23 protein-coding genes are annotated in these 20026 nt (G+C 70.0%); 7 read left to right on the plus strand and 16 right to left on the minus strand.

Features of this window, described 5'->3' with window-relative positions:
- Positions 1–52: 52 nt before the first annotated feature.
- From ABZX22_RS01505 to ABZX22_RS01550, 10 genes are all read right to left on the minus strand, one after another.
- Positions 53–397 carry a cupin domain-containing protein gene (locus tag ABZX22_RS01505; protein WP_354904858.1) on the minus strand — a complete coding sequence of 115 codons (345 nt, stop codon included), beginning with the start codon at positions 395–397 and terminating at the stop codon, positions 53–55.
- Positions 397–1788 (minus strand): FAD-binding oxidoreductase, encoded by a 1392-nt coding sequence (locus tag ABZX22_RS01510; RefSeq protein WP_354904859.1) that lies wholly within the window; start codon positions 1786–1788, stop codon positions 397–399. The genes ABZX22_RS01505 and ABZX22_RS01510 overlap by 1 nt, the downstream gene beginning before the upstream one ends.
- Positions 1785–2867, minus strand: a complete 1083-nt coding sequence (locus ABZX22_RS01515; RefSeq protein ID WP_354904862.1) for an ABC transporter ATP-binding protein — start codon at positions 2865–2867, stop codon at positions 1785–1787. The genes ABZX22_RS01510 and ABZX22_RS01515 overlap by 4 nt, the downstream gene beginning before the upstream one ends.
- Positions 2857–3639: an ABC transporter permease gene (locus ABZX22_RS01520; RefSeq protein ID WP_354904864.1), complete on the minus strand. Its 783-nt coding sequence runs from the start codon at positions 3637–3639 to the stop codon at positions 2857–2859. Before ABZX22_RS01520 ends, ABZX22_RS01515 begins: the two co-directional genes overlap by 11 nt.
- Positions 3636–4463, minus strand: a complete 828-nt coding sequence (locus tag ABZX22_RS01525) for an ABC transporter permease (protein WP_354904867.1) — start codon at positions 4461–4463, stop codon at positions 3636–3638. Before ABZX22_RS01525 ends, ABZX22_RS01520 begins: the two co-directional genes overlap by 4 nt.
- Before the next feature lie 7 nt (positions 4464–4470).
- Positions 4471–5589, minus strand: coding sequence for an ABC transporter substrate-binding protein (locus ABZX22_RS01530; RefSeq protein ID WP_354904869.1), 1119 nt, complete (start codon positions 5587–5589; stop codon positions 4471–4473).
- Positions 5590–5622: 33 nt separating this feature from the next.
- Positions 5623–6180, minus strand: a complete 558-nt coding sequence (locus ABZX22_RS01535) for a cupin domain-containing protein (RefSeq protein ID WP_354904871.1) — start codon at positions 6178–6180, stop codon at positions 5623–5625.
- A 232-nt stretch (positions 6181–6412) separates the two neighbouring features.
- Positions 6413–7345, minus strand: coding sequence for a D-2-hydroxyacid dehydrogenase (locus tag ABZX22_RS01540; protein WP_354904874.1), 933 nt, complete (start codon positions 7343–7345; stop codon positions 6413–6415).
- A gap of 152 nt (positions 7346–7497) precedes the next feature.
- Positions 7498–7695 carry a hypothetical protein gene (locus ABZX22_RS01545; RefSeq protein ID WP_354904877.1) on the minus strand — a complete coding sequence of 66 codons (198 nt, stop codon included), beginning with the start codon at positions 7693–7695 and terminating at the stop codon, positions 7498–7500.
- A 51-nt stretch (positions 7696–7746) separates the two neighbouring features.
- Positions 7747–7989 (minus strand): hypothetical protein, encoded by a 243-nt coding sequence (locus tag ABZX22_RS01550; protein ID WP_354904879.1) that lies wholly within the window; start codon positions 7987–7989, stop codon positions 7747–7749.
- Positions 7990–8184: 195 nt separating this feature from the next.
- Between ABZX22_RS01550 and ABZX22_RS01555 the strand changes: the two genes are divergently transcribed.
- Positions 8185–8361: a hypothetical protein gene (locus ABZX22_RS01555; RefSeq protein WP_354904881.1), complete on the plus strand. Its 177-nt coding sequence runs from the start codon at positions 8185–8187 to the stop codon at positions 8359–8361.
- Between the two features lie 22 nt (positions 8362–8383).
- On the opposite strand, the gene ABZX22_RS01560 is transcribed toward ABZX22_RS01555, so the two are convergent.
- Both ABZX22_RS01560 and ABZX22_RS01565 read right to left on the minus strand, forming a co-directional pair.
- The gene (locus ABZX22_RS01560) at positions 8384–8677 is read right to left on the minus strand and encodes a hypothetical protein (RefSeq protein WP_354904883.1); all 294 of its coding nucleotides are present in this window, start codon (positions 8675–8677) and stop codon (positions 8384–8386) included.
- Positions 8662–8784, minus strand: coding sequence for a hypothetical protein (locus ABZX22_RS01565; RefSeq protein ID WP_354904885.1), 123 nt, complete (start codon positions 8782–8784; stop codon positions 8662–8664). The genes ABZX22_RS01560 and ABZX22_RS01565 overlap by 16 nt, the downstream gene beginning before the upstream one ends.
- A gap of 311 nt (positions 8785–9095) precedes the next feature.
- Here ABZX22_RS01565 and ABZX22_RS01570 point away from each other — a divergent pair, with 311 nt between their 5' ends.
- From ABZX22_RS01570 to blaOXA, 3 genes are all read left to right on the plus strand, one after another.
- Positions 9096–9383, plus strand: coding sequence for a hypothetical protein (locus ABZX22_RS01570; RefSeq protein ID WP_354904888.1), 288 nt, complete (start codon positions 9096–9098; stop codon positions 9381–9383).
- Positions 9384–10493: 1110 nt separating this feature from the next.
- Positions 10494–12332, plus strand: a complete 1839-nt coding sequence (locus ABZX22_RS01575) for an ABC transporter ATP-binding protein (RefSeq protein ID WP_354904889.1) — start codon at positions 10494–10496, stop codon at positions 12330–12332.
- Between the two features lie 226 nt (positions 12333–12558).
- Positions 12559–13407, plus strand: coding sequence for a class D beta-lactamase (gene blaOXA / locus ABZX22_RS01580; protein ID WP_354904892.1), 849 nt, complete (start codon positions 12559–12561; stop codon positions 13405–13407).
- A gap of 149 nt (positions 13408–13556) precedes the next feature.
- On the opposite strand, the gene ABZX22_RS01585 is transcribed toward blaOXA, so the two are convergent.
- Complete coding sequence (locus tag ABZX22_RS01585; protein ID WP_354904894.1) at positions 13557–13721, minus strand: hypothetical protein; 165 nt, start codon at positions 13719–13721, stop codon at positions 13557–13559.
- Positions 13722–13975: 254 nt separating this feature from the next.
- Between ABZX22_RS01585 and ABZX22_RS01590 the strand changes: the two genes are divergently transcribed.
- Positions 13976–14296 (plus strand): GYD domain-containing protein, encoded by a 321-nt coding sequence (locus tag ABZX22_RS01590; RefSeq protein WP_354904896.1) that lies wholly within the window; start codon positions 13976–13978, stop codon positions 14294–14296.
- A gap of 71 nt (positions 14297–14367) precedes the next feature.
- The gene (locus ABZX22_RS01595) at positions 14368–16464 is read left to right on the plus strand and encodes a hypothetical protein (protein ID WP_354904898.1); all 2097 of its coding nucleotides are present in this window, start codon (positions 14368–14370) and stop codon (positions 16462–16464) included.
- 322 nt (positions 16465–16786) lie between these two features.
- Here ABZX22_RS01595 and ABZX22_RS01600 read toward each other — a convergent pair whose 3' ends face one another.
- Positions 16787–17455 (minus strand): restriction endonuclease, encoded by a 669-nt coding sequence (locus ABZX22_RS01600; protein WP_354904900.1) that lies wholly within the window; start codon positions 17453–17455, stop codon positions 16787–16789.
- Positions 17456–18130: 675 nt separating this feature from the next.
- Positions 18131–18502 carry a DUF5997 family protein gene (locus ABZX22_RS01605; protein ID WP_354904903.1) on the minus strand — a complete coding sequence of 124 codons (372 nt, stop codon included), beginning with the start codon at positions 18500–18502 and terminating at the stop codon, positions 18131–18133.
- A 55-nt stretch (positions 18503–18557) separates the two neighbouring features.
- Here ABZX22_RS01605 and ABZX22_RS01610 point away from each other — a divergent pair, with 55 nt between their 5' ends.
- The gene (locus tag ABZX22_RS01610) at positions 18558–19286 is read left to right on the plus strand and encodes a LysR family substrate-binding domain-containing protein (RefSeq protein ID WP_354904906.1); all 729 of its coding nucleotides are present in this window, start codon (positions 18558–18560) and stop codon (positions 19284–19286) included.
- Between the two features lie 342 nt (positions 19287–19628).
- Here ABZX22_RS01610 and ABZX22_RS01615 read toward each other — a convergent pair whose 3' ends face one another.
- Complete coding sequence (locus tag ABZX22_RS01615) at positions 19629–19973, minus strand: DUF6247 family protein (RefSeq protein ID WP_354904909.1); 345 nt, start codon at positions 19971–19973, stop codon at positions 19629–19631.
- Between the last annotated feature and the right edge of the window lie 53 nt (positions 19974–20026).

Here is a 20026-nt window from a genome sequence, read left to right on the forward strand (position 1 = left end):
ATATGCCGGAAAGACGGCCCGCCACGCGGCGGGCCGTCCGGTAATCTACTAATCAGGTAGGATTAGTGTCAATTGTGACGTAGATCTTGCGCATGGTCTCGTGCACCACCCACGTGCCCTTCCACCCGTCGTTCAGCACCACGGTGGAGCCGGGGACGAGCTCGGTCACCTGGCCGTCGTCCGCAGTCAGCGTGGCCCTGCCGGTCAGGATCTGGCAGATCTCGTGGAAGCCGTCGCGGACGGCGGTGAAGGTGCCGGGCTCGCACTCCCACACGCCGGTCTCCGCGCCGCCGTCACGCCACAGCTCCAGCGTCGACTCGCGCTGGCCGGTCAGGCTGGTGGGCTTGGGCACGGCCGGCGGCATCGCCACGGACAAGGCGTCGCTCAGATGCGTCATCAGCGCCCCGCGATCAGGTTGGCCAGGCGGGCGTATCCGGAGGTGGAGGTGCCCCTGTCGTTCTCCCGCCGGTCGGCGGCACGGAACAGCGTGTAGATGAGCTGCACGCCGGCGTAGCGCAGCGGCTCGGGCTCCCACTGGCGGACCTGGCGGCCCACCCACGGCAGCGCGGTCAGCTCGGTGTCCCGCCGCAGCACCAGGTCGCGCAGGGTGCGACCGGCCAGATTGGTGGTGGTGACGCCGCTGCCGACGTAGCCGCCCGCCCAGCCGAGCCCCGTCGCGTGGTCGAGGTGGACCGTCGAGCACCAGTCACGCGGCACGCCGAGCACACCGCACCAGGAGTGCTGGATGCGCGCGTCGGCCGCGGCAGGGAACAGCTTGACCAGCATGCGCCACAGCGACTCGACGGTCCAGCGCTGCGTGGCGCCGCGGTCGTCGGTGCGGGAGCCGTACCGGTACGGCACGCCGCGCCCGCCGATGGCGATCCGGTCGTCCGCGGTGCGCTGGGCGTAGATGTAGGCGTGCGCCTCGTCGCCGAGCAGCTCGCGGTCCTCCCAGCCGAGGTGCTTCCACACGTCGGCGGGCAGCGGCTCGGTGACGATCATCGAACTGTTCATCGGCAGCCACTGGCGGCGCTGGCCCTCGATCCCCGCGGTGAAGCCCTCGGTGGCGCGGATGACGTACTCCGCCTTCACCACCCCCCTGGTGGTGATCGCCTGCCTGGGCCTGATCGCGGTGACCGTGGTGCCCTCGAAGATGTCGACGCCGAGCGCCTCGACCACCCTGGCCAGGCCCACGGCCAGCTTGGCCGGCTGGATGCGGGCGCAGTGCGGGCTGAAGGTGGCGTCGAGCGCGCCGGCCACGCGCAGCCGCGACTCGCGCTCGTCGCGTTCGAGCAGGCGCAGGTCCTGCTCGCCGTAACCCCACGCGCGCAGCTCGTCGAGCTCCTCGTGCAGGCGGCGGCGCTGGGCCGGGTTGGTGGCGGTGTGGATGAGCCCGCCCTTGTGGATGTCGGCGTCGATGCCCTCCTCGCCCGCGATGCGAATGACCTCGTCGACCGACGCGAACATGGCGTGCTGCAGGTCGATCATCGCCTGGCGGCCGCGCGCCTTGGCGTGCCGCTCGCGCGAGCCGGCGAACTCGGCCGACAGCCAGCCGCCGTTGCGGCCGGAGGCGCCGAATCCGGCGAACTCCTTCTCCAGGATCGCGATCCGCAGGTCGGGCTGGGCCTTCTTCAGGTAGTAGGCGGTCCAGAGGCCGGTGTAGCCGCCGCCCACGATGGCGACGTCGTAGTCGCGCGAGCCGGGCAGGGCCGCCCTGCGGTCGGGGATGCCGATCTGCCGGTACCAGAAGGAGACTCCTCCGTTGGCGAAGTCCTTGGTGAGGTTCACGTGAGCACAGCCTCCGCGTCGCTTTCGTCGGGTAGAAGGACGGAGTCGGCGACGCGCCAGGTCAGCGTCACCTCGTCGCCCGCACGGGCCTCGCTCAGGCCGCCGGCCTGCTCGCGGACCAGCGCGGGACTGCCGTCCGGCAGTTTCAGCTCCAGCTTGCGGCTGGAGCCCAGGTAGATCTCGCCCGTGACGGTCGCGGGCAGGGCGTTCCAGCCGGGCTCGGCCTCGTGTCCCGGCTTGCGAACGGCCAGCCGTTCCGGCCGCACCACCAGGGCGCCGTCCTTGCCGTCGATGCCGCCGCGCACGTCCAGCAGGCGCGCGCACACCCCGATGCCCTGGCCGGAGACGGGCCCGCGCAGGACCGTCGACTCGCCGAGGAACTTGGCCACGAACAACGTCTTCGGCCGCTCGTACAGCTCTGCGGCGGGGCCCACCTGCTCGATGCGGCCCTTGTTGAACACCGCGATCCTGTCCGACAGCACCAGCGCCTCGTCCTGGTCGTGCGTGACGTAGACGAACGTGGTGCCGAGCTCGGCGTGGATGCGCTTGATCTCGAGCTGGAGCCAGTCGCGCAGCTTCTTGTCCAGCGCGCCGAGCGGCTCGTCCATCAGCAGCACCCGGGGGTTGTAGACGATGGCGCGGGCGACGGCGACGCGCTGCTGCTGGCCGCCGGACAGCTCGCGCGGGTAGCGGTGGCCGAAGTCGCCGAGGTGGACGGTGGCCAGGGCGGCCGCCACCAGTTCGGCGCGCTTGGCCTTGGGCACCTTGCGCTGCTTGAGCGGGAAGGCGATGTTCTCCGCGACCGTCATGTGCGGGAACAGAGCGTAGTGCTGGAAGACCATGCCCATGTCGCGCCGGTGCGGCGGGGTGGCGCTGATGGAGGTGCCGTCAACGGTCAGCTCGCCGCTGGTCTGCCTGACGAACCCGGCGATGATGTTGAGCGTCGTGGTCTTGCCCGAGCCGCTGGGCCCCAGCAGGGTCATGAACTCGCCGGGCTCGATCGTCAGCGACACGTCGTCGACCGCGACGAAGTCGTGGTAGGTCTTGGTGAGGCCGGTGAGCTGGATGCTACTTGGCACGGGTCCTCCTGGCGACGAAGAAGGTGGCGACGAGGACGAGCGTCGTGGTGAGCGCGATGATCATCGTGGCCGCGGCGGCGATGGTCGGATCGGTCTCCCTGGTGACGCTGGCGTACATCTTCACCGGCAGGGTCTGCAGGTACGGGCTCTGGATGAACAGCGAGACGACCACCTCGTCGAAGCTGGTGACGAAGGCGAACAGCGCCCCCGAGGCCACGCCGGGCGCGACCAGGGGCAGCGTCACGCTGCGGAAGGCGGTCCACCTGCTCGCCCCGAGGCTGGCGGCCGCGTCCTCCAGCCGCCGGTCGAAGCCACGCAGCGAAGCGGTGACCGGGATGATGACGAACGGCAGGGCCAGCACGGTGTGCGCCATGACGAACCCGGCGAGCGTGCCCACGAGCTGCAGTTTGAGGAACACCGCGTACGTGCCGATGGCCAGCACGACGCCCGGCACGATCATCGGCGCCAGCATGGATCCCTGGGCCAGGGCAAGACCCTTGATCTTCGCCCTGGTCAGGCCGAGCGCGGCGGCCGTGCCGAGCGTCGTGGCCACGACCGTGACCAGCAGCGCCACCTGCACGGAGGTGCCGAGCGCGGACATCCACGCCGCGTCGCCGAAGAAGTTCTCGTACCACCGGGTGGAGTAGCCGTCCGGCGGGAACTTCAGCGACGGCTTGTCGGTGAAGCTCAGCGGCACCACGATCAGCGCCGGGACGACCAGCCACACGCCCGTCAGCGCGCAGAAGGCCCAGAGCGGCCAGCGGGCCCTCATCCCGTCACCTTCTTCCCGGTACGGCGCAGCGTCAGCCCCAGCAGCGCGATCATGGCGAGCGTCAGCCCGAGCAGCACGACGCCCATCGCGCCGCCGCGGCCCCACTTGAGCAGGCCGTTCACCTGGGTGAAGATCTGCTGCGAGATCAGCGCGTCGGTCGGCGAGCCCAGCAGCGCGGGCGTCACGTAGAAGCCGAGCGCGCTGATGAACACCGTCAGGCACCCGGCCGAGACGCCGGGCAGCGACAGCGGCACGTACACCTTGACGAACGCCGTGACCGGGTGCGCGCCCAGGCTGGTGGCCGCTGGCAGCAGCCGCCGGTCGATGCCGCTCATGACCGCGTAGAGCGGCAGCACCATGAACGGCATCAGCAGCTGCACCATGCCGATGACCACGCCGGTCTGGGTGCGGATGAGGCTGAAGGGCCCCATCCCGAGCGCGCCCAGCGCCTTGTTGATCACACCGGTGTCCTGGAGCAGGATCACCCAGGCGAACGTGCGCACCATGAGGCTGGTCCAGAACGGCACCAGCACCAGCAGCGTCAGGATCGCCCTGGCCCGCGCCCCCACGATCGTCATCGCGTAGGCGTAGGGATAGGACAGCGCCAGCGCGACCAGCGTCACCCACAGCGCGGTGCTGAACGTCCTGCCGAGCACCTGCATGTTGGCCTGCTCACCGAAGAACCAGGCGAAGTTGCGCAGGCCGGGCTCCGGGTCGGTGAAGGCGCTGACCAGCATCGACCCCAACGGGTAGAGGAAGAAGACGCCGAGCGCGATGAGCGCGGGCAGCAGAAGGAGCGCGGGCCCCGCCGTTCTCTCTTTCACGGCGCGCTCAGCCTCCGAGCCAGGCGGACCACTTCTCGATCATCTCGGGCTGGTTCTTCGCCCACCACGCGCCGTCCACCTTGAGGCTCTTGTCCACGATCTCGGGGCGGGTGGTCAGGAAGGAGGTGCCGAGCTCGTCGAGCTTGGGCTGGGCGTCGGTGTGGATGGGCGAGTAGGAGGTCAGCTCGGTGAGCTTGGCCTGCTGCTGGGCGCCCAGGTAGTAGTTGATCATCGCCATGGCCGCCTTGGGGTTCCTGGCGTTCTTGGGAACGCTCAGCGAGTCCATGATCGGCATCCACTCGTTCCACTGGACGTCGAACGTCGCGCCGTTCTTGATGCCGGCGTAGGCGCGGCCGCTCCACATCATGACCATGTCGACCTCGCCCGACTCCAGCAGCTGCTGCGACTCGGCGCCGGTCTTCCAGAAGACCAGGTCGCCGCGGACGGCGTCGAGCTTCTTGGTGGCCCTGGCGACGTCGAGCGGGTAGAGCTTGTCGGCGGCCACGCCGTCGGCCACCAGCGCGGCCTCGTACGGGCCGGGCGCCGCGTCGCCCGGGATGCCGGGGACGGCGCGCTTGCCGGGGAACTTCGCGGTGTCGAAGAAGTCCGCCCAGCCCTGCGGCGGATTGGCGCCGAACTTGTCCTTGTTGTAGGCGAGGACCATGCCGTACTGCATCGCGGGGACGCTGCACTCCGTGGCCAGGCCTGCCGGCACCTTCGACTTGTCGATGATCGTGTAGTCGAGCGGCTGGAGCAGCTTGCCGCACTGGGCCTCGGCCCAGATCGAGTCGGTGTCGACGACGTCCCAGGTGACGTTGGAGGAGTCGACCTGCGCCTTGATCTTGGCGTAGTCGGTCGGGCCGTCCTGGAGCACCTGGGCGCCCGATTCCTTGGCGAAGGGGTCGATGGCCGCGTCCTGCTGACCCTTCTGGTAGACGCCGCCGTAGGAGACGAAGGTCATGTTGACGCCCTTCAGGGCGTCCTTCTTCACGGCTCCGGACTGTGCGGGTCCCGAGCCGAGGTCGATGTCCGCGGGCGCGGCGGCGCTGCCGCCGCAGGCCGCGACCAGGAGGAGGGAGGCCGTGGCGATGGCCGTACCGGCCAGTCGCTTGGGTCGGATGAGCATGGGGTTGCCCCCTCGTAGAGCGTGATGTGGGGTTCAGTCGGGGGTGGGGGGGCCGATGATCCAGAGGACCTCGGCCTCCTCGTCGCCGTCGTTGACGACGCGGTGGGGGATGGAAGTGCGGTACTCGACGCTGTCGCCGGGACCCATCGGGGGCAGTTCCCTGTCCCCCAGATGGACGGTGACGGTGCCGCGCAGGACGAGCAGGATCTCCTGCGAGTCGCCGTGGGTGTACTGCTCCTCGCCGGTGGATGCGCCCGGGTCGAACTCGCCGCTGTACACCTCCAGGTTCTGGAGTGGTCGCTGCGAGATCAGGTACTTGCGCGATCCGCGTCCCGCGTGCAGTTCGGGGCGCTCGGACCGCCTGACGATGCGGTGGCCGTCCACCGCGTCCTCGCTGAACAGATCGGCCACCGTGATGCCGAGCGCGACGGCGACCCGCCGCAGCATCCCGACGCTGGCACTGGTCTGGCCGCGCTCCAACTGGCTGATGAAGCTGGCGCTGGCCTGTGCCTGTGCCGCCAGACCCCTGACGGTCATCTGGCGCATAAGACGGTAGGCACGGATCCGGTCGCCCAAGGGCTCAGCTGCCATCGAACGTCTCGATTCTCTGCACTGAACAAGTTGTTAAGTGGCAATGAAGGGACCGTACAAACGGCCCAACCGCCCCAGCAAGGGGGCGACTGGTCACAAATCGGTGACGTGTGATCACGCTCACAGCACACAGCACGCGAAACCCCAGGTCAGCGCCCTGCCTGCGGGAAAGGTAAACTCTCGACCGCCGCCTGGCGGGAGAGCACGGGCGATCCTGCCGCCCGGCCGGTGCTCAGAACCCGCGCGACCACTGCACGACGTTGCGCAGCGGCCGGCCCGCGACGAACCTGCGCCAGTTGTCCTCGAAGATCTCGAGGATCTGCTCCGACTCCCGGTCGGAGCCGCCCGCCGTGTGCTGGGTGAGCAGCGTGTTCGGGCAGCTCCACAATGGGTGCCCGGGCGGCAGCGGCTCCGTGGCCGTCACGTCGAGGACCGCACCGCCGAGCCGTCCCTCGCGCAGCGCCGCCACCAGCGCCGCCTCGTCGACCAGGGAGCCGCGCCCGGCGTTGACGAAGATCGCGCCGGGCGGCAGCAGCGCCAGCCGGGTCGCGTCGAGCAGGCCGGCCGTCTCAGGCGTGCCGGGCAGCAGCCCCACCAGCACGTCGGTCCCCGGCAGCAGGGTGTCGAGCTCGGCCGGGGTCATCCTGCGGGAGTAGAGCGTGACGCGGCAGCCGAAGGGGGCCAGCAGCTCGGCCAGCCGCCGCGCGATCGTACCGGCCCCGAGGACGACCACCGAGGCCCCGGTCAGCAGCCGCAGCCCCGGCCGGAGCGGCCGGTCCGACCAGGTCCGCCGCTCCCCCAGCCGGACCAGCTCGTCGACCCCCCGGTACAGCGCGAGGATGCCCGCCAGACAGGTCTGGGCGACAGGGTCGGCGAACGCGCCCGACACGTTCGTGACGGTGATCCGCCGCCCGAGCGTGGCCCAGTCGAGCCCCACGTACCGGTCGACGCCCATGGACGACAGCTGGAGCCACCGCAGGTGGTGCGCCGCCGGCAGCCATTCGGGCGGACAGTTGCCGACCGCGACCCGCGCCCCGGCGAAGGCCTCGGCGTCGCGGGCGGTGTGCTCCTTGGGACGGGCGAACCACACCGGCACGTCGCCGGCCAGCGCGCGGACCCGCTCCCGCTCGGCGGCGGTCAGCGCCAGCTCGACGTACAGGCGCATGCCTTCATCCGGGCCGGCCGACGCGGTCCTGGAGGCGGCTGGGGTATTGGAAGCCGCCGGGGTCCTGGAGGCGGCTGGGGTCTTGGAAGCCGCCGGGGTCCTGGAGGCGGCCGGGGTCTTGGAAGCCGCCGGGGTCCTGGAGGCGGCCGGGGTCACGGCCGGTCGGCTCCGCAGAGGATCCCGGCGGCCATGCCGGTGGGCGGGGTCTCGGTGGCCAGCTCACGCAGCCGGTCGGCGAGCGCCAGCGCCTGTTCGCGCGTCATGCGCGGCTCCGTGCCGGTGTAGAACACCACGATGTCGCCCGAGGGCGAGCGCACGGGAGTGAAGGGAAGCGAAGGGGAGATCACCATGATGGCATCAGTCTTTCGTACCTGACCGACAATTTCGCGGTTCAGCGGGTGTCACTCGGCGATCCGGTCGACCAGCCTGGTCCAGAAGGCGATCAGCTCGTTGCCGGTGTAGCGGATGAAGTGGATGCGGTCGTGGCCCCGGTAGACGGCCACCTCCGTCAGCGGGGCGCCGCCCTCCTCGAAGCTGGTGTACAGGGAGGTCCAGTCGTCGGGTCCGGGCACCCAGTCGGGAAAGGCCAGGCGGGCGGCCTGGTCACGGAGTGCGGAAACCCAGCGCTCCCCCGAGGAGTCCATACTTCACGGTGCCAGGAGACGCCCCAAGAGGCGGCAAAAGGGCCACCTCGTCGGCTGTGCCCCCGGCCGTCCCCGGCACCGCGAGCCGTCCCGCGCGGCCGTGATCCCGTTGACGAACACAGCCCCGTGCTTGACGGGCCATTGCCACCGGAATCGATAGCGTGCCGGGCAAGGATCTTCAAGGGGGAACAGAACATGAAGCGCTTCGCGATCACGACCGCCGGCGTCGTCCTGGCGCTGGGCATGGCAACGGGCCCGGCCGCCGCGGCGGCCTGGGAGGTGCCGAGCCGAGGCAACACCGACCAGATCACCGACCTGCTCGGCAAGCTGCTGGAAGGCACCAGCCTGCTCAACGGCGTGAACGGCGTGTAGGAGCGGGCCGTCGACCCGGACGTCAGGACCTCAGCGACCCGCCGACCGCCATCGGCAACCAGGCGTCCAGACCGGCGACGTCGAGCACGTCGCCGTCCTCTGGATCGCCGATCGGGTGACCGGTGGCGGTCGTCGCGGACACGACCGTCCTGGCGTCCGGGCGGATCCGGGCGGCCAGGCGTCCCCAGCGGGTCCTCCCCCACGGCTTGCAGATCGACAGGACGGCCACCGCGGCCAGCAGGGCGACCCACCTGCGATAGACGGCCAATGCCTGACTCGGGTGCGAGCCGGGGGCCGTGCTTACCGGGTCAGCCACCAGACGGCCACCACGACGGCGGCCACGAGCAGGGCGACGGCGTAGCCGAGCAGCGCCCGGCCCAGACGGCGGCGGACGTAGCCGGGGCGGTGGCGATCAGCGGTCACAGGGTCTCCTCCTGCGGGACAGCCGGCGGCTCGGACGGCGAGCGGGCCAGACGGACTACGGGTGACGGACTACGGGCGTCGAACTACGGGTGACGGACAGACAGCGGATCAGACGGGCTACAGGTCGGACAGACGGTAGGCCAGGCGGACCGCGGGTCGAGCGGACCGCGGGCCGAGCGGACCGCGGGCCGGACAGTGGAGCGGCCATCCCGTGCGGGCAGGGCCGGCACCGGATGCCAATTCTTTGTGTCCCACGCCGGGTTTCCGTCCGATGGGAAGGGCAGGTTCCCCACGACAAGGGGGGATCTTAGATGATCAAGAAGTTGCACGCCATGGGCCTCAGGTCCAGCCACATGTACGCCGCGGGGTTCGCCGCCATCGGCGCGTCCATCATCTCCTGGATGGCCTCCAGGACCGCCGAGAACATCGACAGGGCCGACCGGTGGGGGATCTTCATCGGCGAGTGGGCGCCGACGTGCTTCGCGCTCGGAGTGGCCCTGCGCATGGAGGAGACGCACAAGGACATGGAGGAGACCCCGGAGACGACGACGTTCGACCGGTCGATGGCCGGCAGCAGCCGCGCCCGCGCGGGGGTGTGACCACCGGAGGCGCAGGCCGCGGCCCACCGGCCGACCTGCGCCTCACCGCTCCCGCCCGACGCCCCCCTGCGCCCCCGTCCCGCAGCCCGCCCCACTCCCCCACAACCCCCTGTCCCCACGCCCCAGCCCACTCCCCGCAACCTCCGGTCCCCACGCCCCACCCACTCCCCGCAGCCCCCATCCCCTCGTCCCACCACGCTCCCTCGCGGCCGTAGTCCTCCCTCGCACCCCGCCCACTCCCCGCGCCGGCGTCGGTCCTGCGTCGCCGGACCCCATGACCCCGGCGGTCCACCGACCTCCCCGTCCCTTCCGCAGACCCCAGACTTCCCGTCCAGTCCCGCGCTTCCGTCCTGGCACTCATGGCCCGCGACGCGCCTGCGCGCACGTCTGGCCGCCACGCGTCTCCCGGCTGCGCACTGTTCAGCGCTCCTCCCGGCCCCGGCCCACTCCTGGCCGCCGCGCATCTTCCGGCTGCACACGGTTCAGCGCCGCTCCCGGCCCCGCACCACCTCCCGACCGACGGCCCCTCCGGCTCCCCCTCTCCCAGCCGTCACTCCATGCCCTCGTGGGGGCCCGGCGCGAGGATGCGGGCGGCTTGCGCGCGGTCCTCCGCCTCGCCGTACGGGATCGCCGGAACCCTCCCGACCCCCACCGAGGGGCCGCAAGCAGACGACGCGGCAGGCATAACCCTGGCGACACGCCGTCAAATCACCATCTTTATGCCGAAACATCCGCATCCCCGGCTGGAATTTGGCGCCCGATTTGTTGCACGAACTTCCTTGCCCGTACAACGAAACAAGGTCGCGACTTTCGCGCGCTGACACCCGTACAGCATCAGCTTGACGTCGCGTTTGCCCAGGTCCGGCTAGGTATCGCAAACCTGTGAAGGGTTTAACGTGCATTTACATAAATAGGCCAGCCGATCTCCCTGAGATCCTGCCGCAAAGAGATGTTCAATATGCGCGATAATTGATGATTCATCCCGATTTGGGTGCTAGTGTTCTGAATTGAAACGAGAGCCACTTCACGGGGAGGAACGATGACTCTCACACGGATCTACCCGACCTCTCAGAACGGCTGGGGCTGGGGCGGAGGCTGCTGGCGTCGCCGGTGCGGTTGCGGCGGCGGCTGGGGCTGGCGCCGGCGCTGGTGGGGATGGTGGTAGTTAGTTCTCGTGAGAGCCGATGGATCATCCGTCGGCTCTCATTTAATGCTCGTGACAGCTCCCCCCTCGCCCCGGCTGTCACCATCCGCAGGACGTTCAAGGAGTTCTGGCCCGACACCCGTGGCCTCCGGAAGCTGTTCGCCGTCGGCGGCGTCCTCGCCCTCCTGGCCGCGCTGTGTGAAGTGGCGGGGATCGCGCTGTTCGGCTACATCACCGACGAGGTGCTCAGCTCCGGCAACCTCGCCGCGTTCTGGAGCCCCGCGGCGGTCTGGCTGGGCGTAGCCGTGATCGCGGGCCTGTTCTCCTTCGGCGCCACCTATGTCACGGCGCTCGGCGCCGAACGTTTCCTGCTCAAGCTGAGGGACAGGATCTTCGCGCACCTGGAGACCCTCACCCCCGACTTCTTCGACAACCGCAAGCTGGGCGACCTGATGGCCAGGCTCACCGACGACGTGGCGGCCATCGAGGAACTGGTCGGGTCAGGGCTTGTCAAGGTGTTGACCACCGTCGCCAGCGTGGTGTTCTTCGCGGGTGCCGCCTTCTACATCCGGTGGGACCTGGCCCTGGTGACGATGGCGCTCGTCCCCGCGTTCCTGCTGGTGTCCAAGCTGTTCGCCGGCAGGTTCAGGACGGCGGCGGCCCGCGAGCGGCTCAGCAACGGGGCGATGAACAGCGTCATCGAGGAGAGCCTGTCCAACCAGTCACTCGTCCAGGCGTACAACCGCCAGGAGTCGGAGTCGCGCCACCTGCACAGGGAGGGGCGCACCTGGCTGAGGGCGAACATGACGCAGGCCTGGCTGTCCGGCGCGTACGGCCCTGCCGTCCAGGTGCTGGAGACGCTCTGCCTGATCGTCATCATCGGCTTCGGCGCCTGGGAGATCGCCTCGGGACGCCTCACCATCGGTGGCCTGCTGGCGTTCGCCGCCTACCTGGCCTACCTGTATCCGTCCGTGCAGCAGCTCGGCGAGATCGCGCTGACGGTCTCGGAGGCGGCGGCCGGCTCCGACAGGGTCATGGAGGTGCTGAAGGCCCGTCCCGCGGTCGCCGACAAGGCCTCCGCCGTACCGCTGGCCACGCGCAGCCGGGGGTACATCGAGTTCGCCCACGTCTCCTTCACCTATCCGCAGCGCCGCCGGCCGACGCTCCAGAACGTGTCGTTCACCGTGTCGCCCGGCGAGCTGGTGGTGGTGACGGGGCCGAGCGGCGCGGGCAAGTCGACGCTGGCCAAGCTGCTGCTGCGCTTCTACGACCCGCTGGCGGGAAGCGTCCTGCTCGACGGCACCGACATCCGCGACGTCACCATGGCCTCTCTCCGCGACAACATCACGCTGCTCCACCAGGAGAGCCTGCTGTTCTCGGGGACCGTACGGGACAACATCGCGTACGGCAGGCCGGACGCGACGCTCGACGAGGTCGTGGAGGCGGCGGTGCTCGCCGGGGTGCACGACTTCGTCAACGCCCTGCCCCAGCGGTACGACACACCGATCGGGCAGCGGGGACGGCTGATGTCGGGCGGGCAGCGCCAGCGCATCGCGATCGCCAGGGCCATCCTGCGCGACGCGCCCGTGCTGGTGCTGGACGAGCCGATGACCGGCCTCGACGAGGCCACCGCGGCGCGGATCATGGAGCCTCTGGCGCGGTTGATGGAGGGACGCACGACCATCATGATCACGCACGACCTACGCCATGTTCCGGCAACGGCCCGCACGATCACGCTCGAACCGGCGCGACGCTCGAACCGGATCACGCTGAAGCACCGCACGCCCCGTAACGCACCCGCGTGACGGATCGTCAACTGCCGCGTCATGATCCGGCCTGACGGCTTCCTGCAGAAAGCTGTCGCCGTTTTTCGGAAGTTTCCAGCAAGAAGATGACGCCCCTCGGGCCCGGCCTTCCCGCGAAGGCCGGGCCCTCTCATGGCGTCTGCCAGGCGTGATATCGGAATCTCCATAGATCTGGCGCGATATCACTATTGGACATGTCGTTCGCGGTGCTGATCTGATCTCCGGCATGAAACGTCCCCAGATGATGGTCGGCGCCGCCCTCGTGGCGGTCTCCGCGCTGCTCGGCGGAACCGCCCACGCCACCCTTTCCACCACCCCCGTCCAGGTCACCATCCAGCCGGGGCCGATCGTGCGCGATGACCTGCGAGCGCTGTTCGACCAGGCAGGCGTCCGCGGCGCCTTCGCCCTCCTCGACGTCTCGAGCGGCCGCGTCACGGTCGTCGACCGGGCCAGGGCCGAACGCCGCCTGATCCCCGCGTCCACCTTCAAGATCCCGCACGCCCTCGTCGCGCTGGAGACCGGCGCCGTCAAGGACGACAAGGAGGTCATCCCGTACGGCGGTAAGCCGCAGCGCTTCCCCGAGTGGGAGAAGGACATGAACCTCGGCGACGCGATCAGGGCTTCCAACGTGCCCGTCTTCCAGACGATCGCCCGCCGTATCGGGCTGAAGCGGGAACAGCAGTGGCTCCACCGGCTCGGCTACGGCAACCGCGAGGTCGGCGGCGTGGTGGACACGTTCTGGCTGGAAGGGCCGCTGGAGATCTCGGCGGTCGAGCAGACGCGTTTCCTGTCCAGGTTCGCCCGTCAGCAGTTGCCCGCGTCGGTGAAGAACCAGCGCCTGGTCGCCGACATGCTCAAGATCGAGGAGAAGGACGGCTACACCCTGTACGGCAAGACCGGCTGGGCCTTCGACGTCACGCCGAGCGTCGGCTGGTGGGTGGGCTGGGTCGAGCGCGGCGGCCGCCTGTACACCTTCGCGCTCAACATCGACGTGGTCCAGGACGGCGACACGGGCAAGCGCATCCCGCTGGCCCGCGACCTGCTGAAGCGCCTGAACGTCCTGCCCGCCCGGTGACCCGGTCCCGGCGCTCCTGACCGAGCGACCCGTGCGTCGCGGGCGCCACCGCCCGCCCCTCCCGCCGGACGGCACCGACGTCCGGGGAAGGCCTTGCGAACAGAAGCTGATCGCGGCGGGCGCCCGCGGCGATCGGCTCGCCCGGGATGTCAGGACTCCGGTTCGCCGTCATGCCGGTTGTGGGTCGAGAGGATCTCGGCGAGCTGATGCTGCTGATCGGGCGTCAGCCGTACCGGCCACACGGCGGGCAGCACGAGGACATCGCCGTTCGGCATGGCGACCAGGTCGAGAGGGAACGCTGGGGAAGCAATCACAGTGCGACCACTTTCGCACGTCAGAATGCTTTGCGAGAGGTCTTCACGTCTACCTTCGGTCTTGGTACTCCAAGAACTTGCGAAGTCACGCCGGGTCCGCCCCCGCCGGACCGCCGGGCCGGGCGGCCCCCATCGTGCAGGCGCAAACCACACCGGCGCCTGGGATTAGCGTCACCCGAAGCCGAGAACCCCGTCCAGGTGACCGCAGGCACGGCCGTTCCCACGGGAGCGGTGGCACGGAAAGGGGTCGACCCATGCCCAAGTACCTCATCCAGCTGAACTACACCGCGGACGGCATCAAGGGCGTGCTCCAGGACGGCGGCACCGCACGCCGCCAGGCGGCCGAACGCATGGCCGAGAGCGTCGGCGGCCGGATCGAGCAGATGTACTTCGCCTTCGGCGAGATGGACCTGTACGCCATCGCCGACATGCCGGACAACGTGAGCATGGCCGCCGTGGGCCTCGCGATATCGGCGTCCGGCGCGGCCCGGACCAGGACGGTCGTCCTGCTGACACCCGAGGAGATCGACGAGGCGACGAGGCAGGAGGTGCAGTACCGCGCCCCAGGCACCTGACGGCCCGTGGAGGCCGCAGGCGTCGCTATTTCGGTGGCGATCCCCACATGTCCACCCTCTATCGTTCCTCCGTGGAAGATCTCATCATTGCCCGGCGCCTGCGTGTTCCCGTCGGCGCCGCGGGGGACGGCACGCCCGGCTGGGGGGAGGCGGCCGCCCGGCAGCTCGACGCGGCGCTGCTCAGCGTCGGCTTCACCTGCTCGCCGCCGTTGCTCGACCGCCTGGCGGGGCTGCCCGGAGAGCAGGTGATCGACCTGGGCGTGCGTGTCCTCGCCGCGGTCCGCCGCCTGGTCGGCGACCACGTCGAGCACAACGCCTACTTCATCGACTTCCCCAGGAACGTCCCGGACACCCTGGAGTTCTGGGCCGGGCTGCTGCGCGAGGCCATGCTCGACCCGGTCGCCGCCACCCGGCTGCGGCCGGACGTCCTCAACCTGCTTGACCTGCCGCGATACGGCGGCTACCAGCACACCTACGCCGACCTGCTGGCCGCGCACGCCGAGCTGGTCCCCCTGGCCCGCGACCGGGTGACCGTGCTGGAGCTGGGCGGCAGCCTGCGCGACGAAGCGCGAGACCTCTACCTCTCGCTGGCCGGCTCCGAGGTCCCGCTCGCCGCCGAGGACCTGGCCGCCCTGCGCGAGCTGGCCGCCTTCTGCGCCGACGAGCGGCCCGAGCGCGTCCCGGTACGCGAGAACCGGGCCGTCATCAACGAGGTACGGCTGGCGGCCGGGCAGCCGCTGCTCGTCGACACCGTGACAGACGTGCTCCGGCTGGCCTGCGCCTGCTCCGGCGGCGACGTCACCCTGGCCACCCCCACCCGCCTGCGCTCCTTCCGCCGTGCCGAACGCCGCATCCTGCTGGCCGCCCTGGACACCGTCCCGACGGCCAAGCACGGGGACGTGCAGCGCCACCGGGAGCAGTGGAAGCGGCTCGGCGAGCGGCTGCACCCCCACGAGTACCCGCAGTTCCCCCGGGCGGCCCAGGTCTTCGAGGTGGCCAGGGGTGCGCGCAAGGCGGCGGGTTTCGACAGCCGGGTCGAGGCCGCGCTGGCCGCGGGCCGTACCGAGGAGGCCCTCTCGCTGCTGGAGAACACGCCCGGCGCGCTGCTGCGCCGCCTCGACCACCTGCTGCGCGTGAGCGGCGGCACAACCGTCCTGGAGGCAGCGCGGCGGTCGGCCGCACGCGCCTCCGGCCGCGTGCTGCTCTCCCTGCGCGAGCACCTGCAGAACCGGCTCGCCCCCGCGGACCGGGTCTTCACCAACCGGTACGGCAGGGCCTGGACGACCCCCGACGTCCGCCCCCCGCTCGACGAGGAGGTCCTCGGTCAGCTGCTCGCCCTCCTGGACGAAGAGATCTCCAGCCGCCTGCCCGACCCCGGCGAGCTGATCGTCGACCCGGCCGTGCTCCACGTGGCGCTGCCCCTGTCGGGCAAGGCCGTCAGCCCCGGGCTCGGCATGCTGCCGCGCGGTTCGCTGTCACCCGTGGACGGCGAGCTGCTCCGGTTCTTCGTGCACTGGCGCCAGGCCGAACGGCGTACCGACTACGACCTGTCCGCGCTCATGCTCGACGCCACCTACGACAACCCGACGCACATCTCGTGGACGGCCTACGCCAACGGCTACGCGACCTACTCGGGCGATCTCACCGACGCCACCGACGGCGCCTCGGAGTTCATCGACATCCGCCTGTCCGACGCCACCCAGCCGATCATCATCCCCCAGGTCAACATCTACGCGGGCGAGCGGTTCGACGAGGCGGCCGAGGCGTTCTTCGGCTACATGACCAGGGACGCCGCGCAGGAAGGCAGACCGTTCGAGCCGCGCACCGTGCGGATGAAGTCCGACCTGCGCGGCTCCGGCCGTATCGCGCTGCCCCTGGCCTTCCTGCGCGGCGACGACGGCGCGTGGCGGGTGAAGTGGCTGCACCTGTCCATGTCCGGCCACCCGGCGTTCAACCAGGTCGAGGGCAACCGGGTCACCGCGTCGCTGCTCGTGCGCTCGATCGTGGAGCGCGACCAGCTCCGGGTCGGCTACCTGGCCGGCCTGCTGCGGGCCAAGGCCTCCCAGGGCGGACACACCACGTACATCGGGCTGGAGGCGCCCGCCGACCTCCCGGCCGGGGCGCGGGTCTACACGCCCGCCACGCTGCACGAGCTCATCCCGGCCTGATACCGTGGCGACCGCAAGGCCATGGGAGAGCTTCCTTCTCACCTCATTGGAACCGGTCAGCCCGCACGGGCGCCGGTCTGGATCTAGCTCTCCCGCCTTCCTTGCGCTCCGGCGGGTGCGGCCATTCGTGGGCTTCCTTCTCTCCTGGTTCGATTCCAGGGAGGCCCCAGTGGGCCTTCTGGCATATCTAGCTCCCGAGCACTCCGCACCCGCGGGGGCAGGCGAACCGGTCCGCTTCGGTCACGGCTGAGCAGTCAAGCTCGGCATCCTGGGCGGATCGGCCGCCGGTCGGCAGGGGTCGCGAGCGGATCGGCAGCGACCCTCAGCCCACGAGTTCGTCCCCCTCGACCAGCCGCCCCGTGGGTCGTACCGGCAGCAGCGAGATCGTCCCCAGTAACCAGTCCGCCAGCCGGTCGCGCTCGACCAGGATCAGCGGCTGCCTGGCCGCCAGCGCCTCCTGGCGGGCCTGCCGGGTGAGCCGGCCGGAAGTGATCAGGACGCCGGTGTGTCCGGCGAAGGTGTTGGCCAGCGCCCCGAGGAAGTTGCGAACCTCCGGCGCGCCGACGGTCTTGCTGTAGCGCTTGCACTGGACGGCGTAGCGCCCATGCCCCAGGGCCACGGCGGTGATGTCCACCCCGCCGTCACCGCTGCGGCCCCGCTCACGGACCTGGCGGAAACCGTCGATGATCATCCGTTCGGCGACCAGGTGCTCGAACTGGGTGCCGGTCATCCGGTCGACCTTCTCCAACTCGGCGTTCGCCGCCAGGAACCGCACGCGTGCCGCCTGGATGATCCGGTAGCGGAGCACGAGGCCGCCGCCGAAGAGCACCGACAGCAGGCCGGCCAGCGCCACTGCCCAACCCGGGTGGGCACGGGCGAACTGGACCACCAGCGCGACCACCACGACCGCGGCGATCAGTCCTAAGATCCACAGATCGCCGATGCCGCGTCGCCTGCCCTTGCCCCTGCCTCGCCTGGATCCCCTCGCCATGGGTTCCTCCCTGATGGACGGTTGTGGAGACGAGTGTGCGCAACGGCTACGACAGAACCGGCCCGTGCCTGTCGCGTTCTGGTACGGCTGACGCCTTCTGGGGCTTCTGAGACGGAAGTTCCGACCGGAGAGCCGGAACCGGAGGACCGGATACCACCCTTCTGCCCGGACTGAACCCCGACAGCCCGCCTCCGGCCGACACCGGAAACAGCCACGGCCGGTGCCGTGGCGCGGAGCGGCGCCCAGATGGAACAGAGCGTCGCCAGCACGCTCCGGCATCCCATTGACCGCCTTCAGCGCAGGCCGGGCGGCATCGCCCGCTTCAGCGCAGGCCCGGCCGCGTCGCCCGCTTCAGCGCAGGCCGGGCGGCATCGCCCGCTCGGCCCCGGTGTGGTCGGCGACCGGGACCGTCTACCGGCACCAGATCCATCCGGTCGGTGTACGGAGTTCGCCGGCCGGGCGCGTCACAGCGTATCGGCTGACGGCATCGGCTCCAGCGGAAGCGCCCCAGCAAGGTCACCGCACGGGAAACCGCACATCATCGGCGAACAGCCCTCCTCTCGTCCGGCCGGTGGCACGTGAACGCACCAGGGCACCGCGCGGGGAGTCACCGTCGCCGATGATCAAGGATGTCCGGGCTCGTCTCGGGTCGGAGACGAGCGGGATCTCAGCTGTCTAGCGTTGCTTGAGGCGGAGTGCTTCTTTGCGGGTCTCGGCCTGGATGGACCGCTCGCGCTCCAGCCACGCCGGGTTCTCTTCCTTCAGCGCGTCGATCTCAGCGGTGGTGAGCGGCCCGGTGATCCCGCCTCTGGTCAGGCCGGAAATGGAGACCCCGAGCTTCGCGGCGACGACCTGCTTGGGGTGCGGACCGTTGCGGCGCAGGTCAGCGAGCCAGGCGGGTGGCGTCGACTGCAACTCGTTCAGCTCGTCCCTGGAGACGACACCCGCCTGGAAATCGGCGGGAGTGGCCGAGAAGAGGACACCCAGCTTCTTGGCCGCCGTCTCCGGCTTCATCGTCTGGATGGTCTTCCGTTTGGGCGAGGTCATGGCGTCAAGAGTAGTCAGTCGGAAGGGGTTCCCCTGACGTCGGTACCCTGAGGAAGTGACTGATGGGGAGAGCGGCAGGGCGTTCCGGCTGGCGTACGTGCCCGGGGTGACACCCGCGAAATGGGTCAACACCTGGACCGAGAGGATGCCCGGTGTGCCGATCACCCTGGTCGCGGTCCCCGTCGCCGAGGCGGTGGGACTCCTGCGGGACGGCGGCGCCGACGTCGGATTCGTCAGGCTGCCGGTCGACCGTGATGGGCTCAGCGTGATTCCGCTCTACGTGGAGACCACGGTGGTCGTGGTGCCCAAGGACCACGCGGTGGCCGCCGTCGACGAGGTGGCCATCGCCGACCTGACCGACGACGAGGTGTTCCATCCTCTGGACGACACCATCGAGTGGACGGTCCGGCCCGGGCTGCCCGCGTTCACCCGTCCGGACACGACGGCGGACGCGGTCACCCTGGTGGCGGCCGGCACCGGGCTTCTCCTGGTGCCGCAGTCGCTGGCACGCCTCCACCACCGCAGGGATCTCACCTACCGGCCGGTGCTGGACGCGCCGCAGTCCCAGGTCGCGCTGGCCTGGCCCACGGACGCGACCACTGACCTGGTGGAAGAGTTCATCGGCATCGTCCGCGGCCGGACAGTGAACAGCTCGCGCGGCCGTACCCCCGCCCCTCCTGCGGAGAAACCCGCACGGCGGCAGGCACCGAAACCCGCCCAGAACGGCTCCGGCCGCCGGGCCGTACCGGCCAGCCGTAAGAGGAAGGGCCACCGCCCCCGGTGACCCGCAGCCTGCTCTGATCCGGGCATATCTTCCCGTCCGGATTCGTCCATGGCCGTTGTCATCCGGATAGGCACTCAGCGCCCAGGCGGCAGAGCAGACGTCTCGCAGGCGAACTAGATCCACTGCACCCGGATGATGTACACCTCGCGGTGGGGCTCCAGAACCAGACAGGTCACGAGCCCACGCTCTCCGACGGCATGACCCGCATATTGCCATCGGGCTTGGCGGGCGTTTGCGGTCCTCCGGCCCAGGGCTGCAACTCGATCAAATCCAGCACTCCAGCCAGATATCGCAAGGCATCCTCGGGAAGTGCCGCGGTCTGGGCTCAACGATCGCATACACCTACCGCTCGACCCCGCGCTCAGCCAGCAGTTGACGCCATGTCTTGTCTCCCCGAGGGATCTGCTTGCCGACATCTGCCAGTTCCTGGACACGGGCAGCCCGCTCGTACAGCTCTCTCCGGCCCTGCGGATCTTTGATCGAGTCGCAGGCGATAAGCCACCAGGTGTGGATGAACTCGTTCAGTCTGCCGAGGTCCAAACTGGCGCGGACCTCAGCCAAGACGACGTCAAGACCTGCGTCGAACCCATCTCGGTCCTGCCTCACGACCAACGCTCTACGGATGGCGCGCAGATTCTTCTCCGGCGGGGAGCCTTCAGGGGTGAACTCGTGCGGTTGCGCGCTCATGCCGCCAGTGTATGGACAGGTACTGGCGCGGCCCAGCCACATCGCACGACGTG

The sequence above is a fragment of the Nonomuraea sp. NPDC003804 genome, assembly GCF_040610675.1.
Taxonomy (GTDB): Bacteria; Actinomycetota; Actinomycetes; order Streptosporangiales; family Streptosporangiaceae; genus Nonomuraea.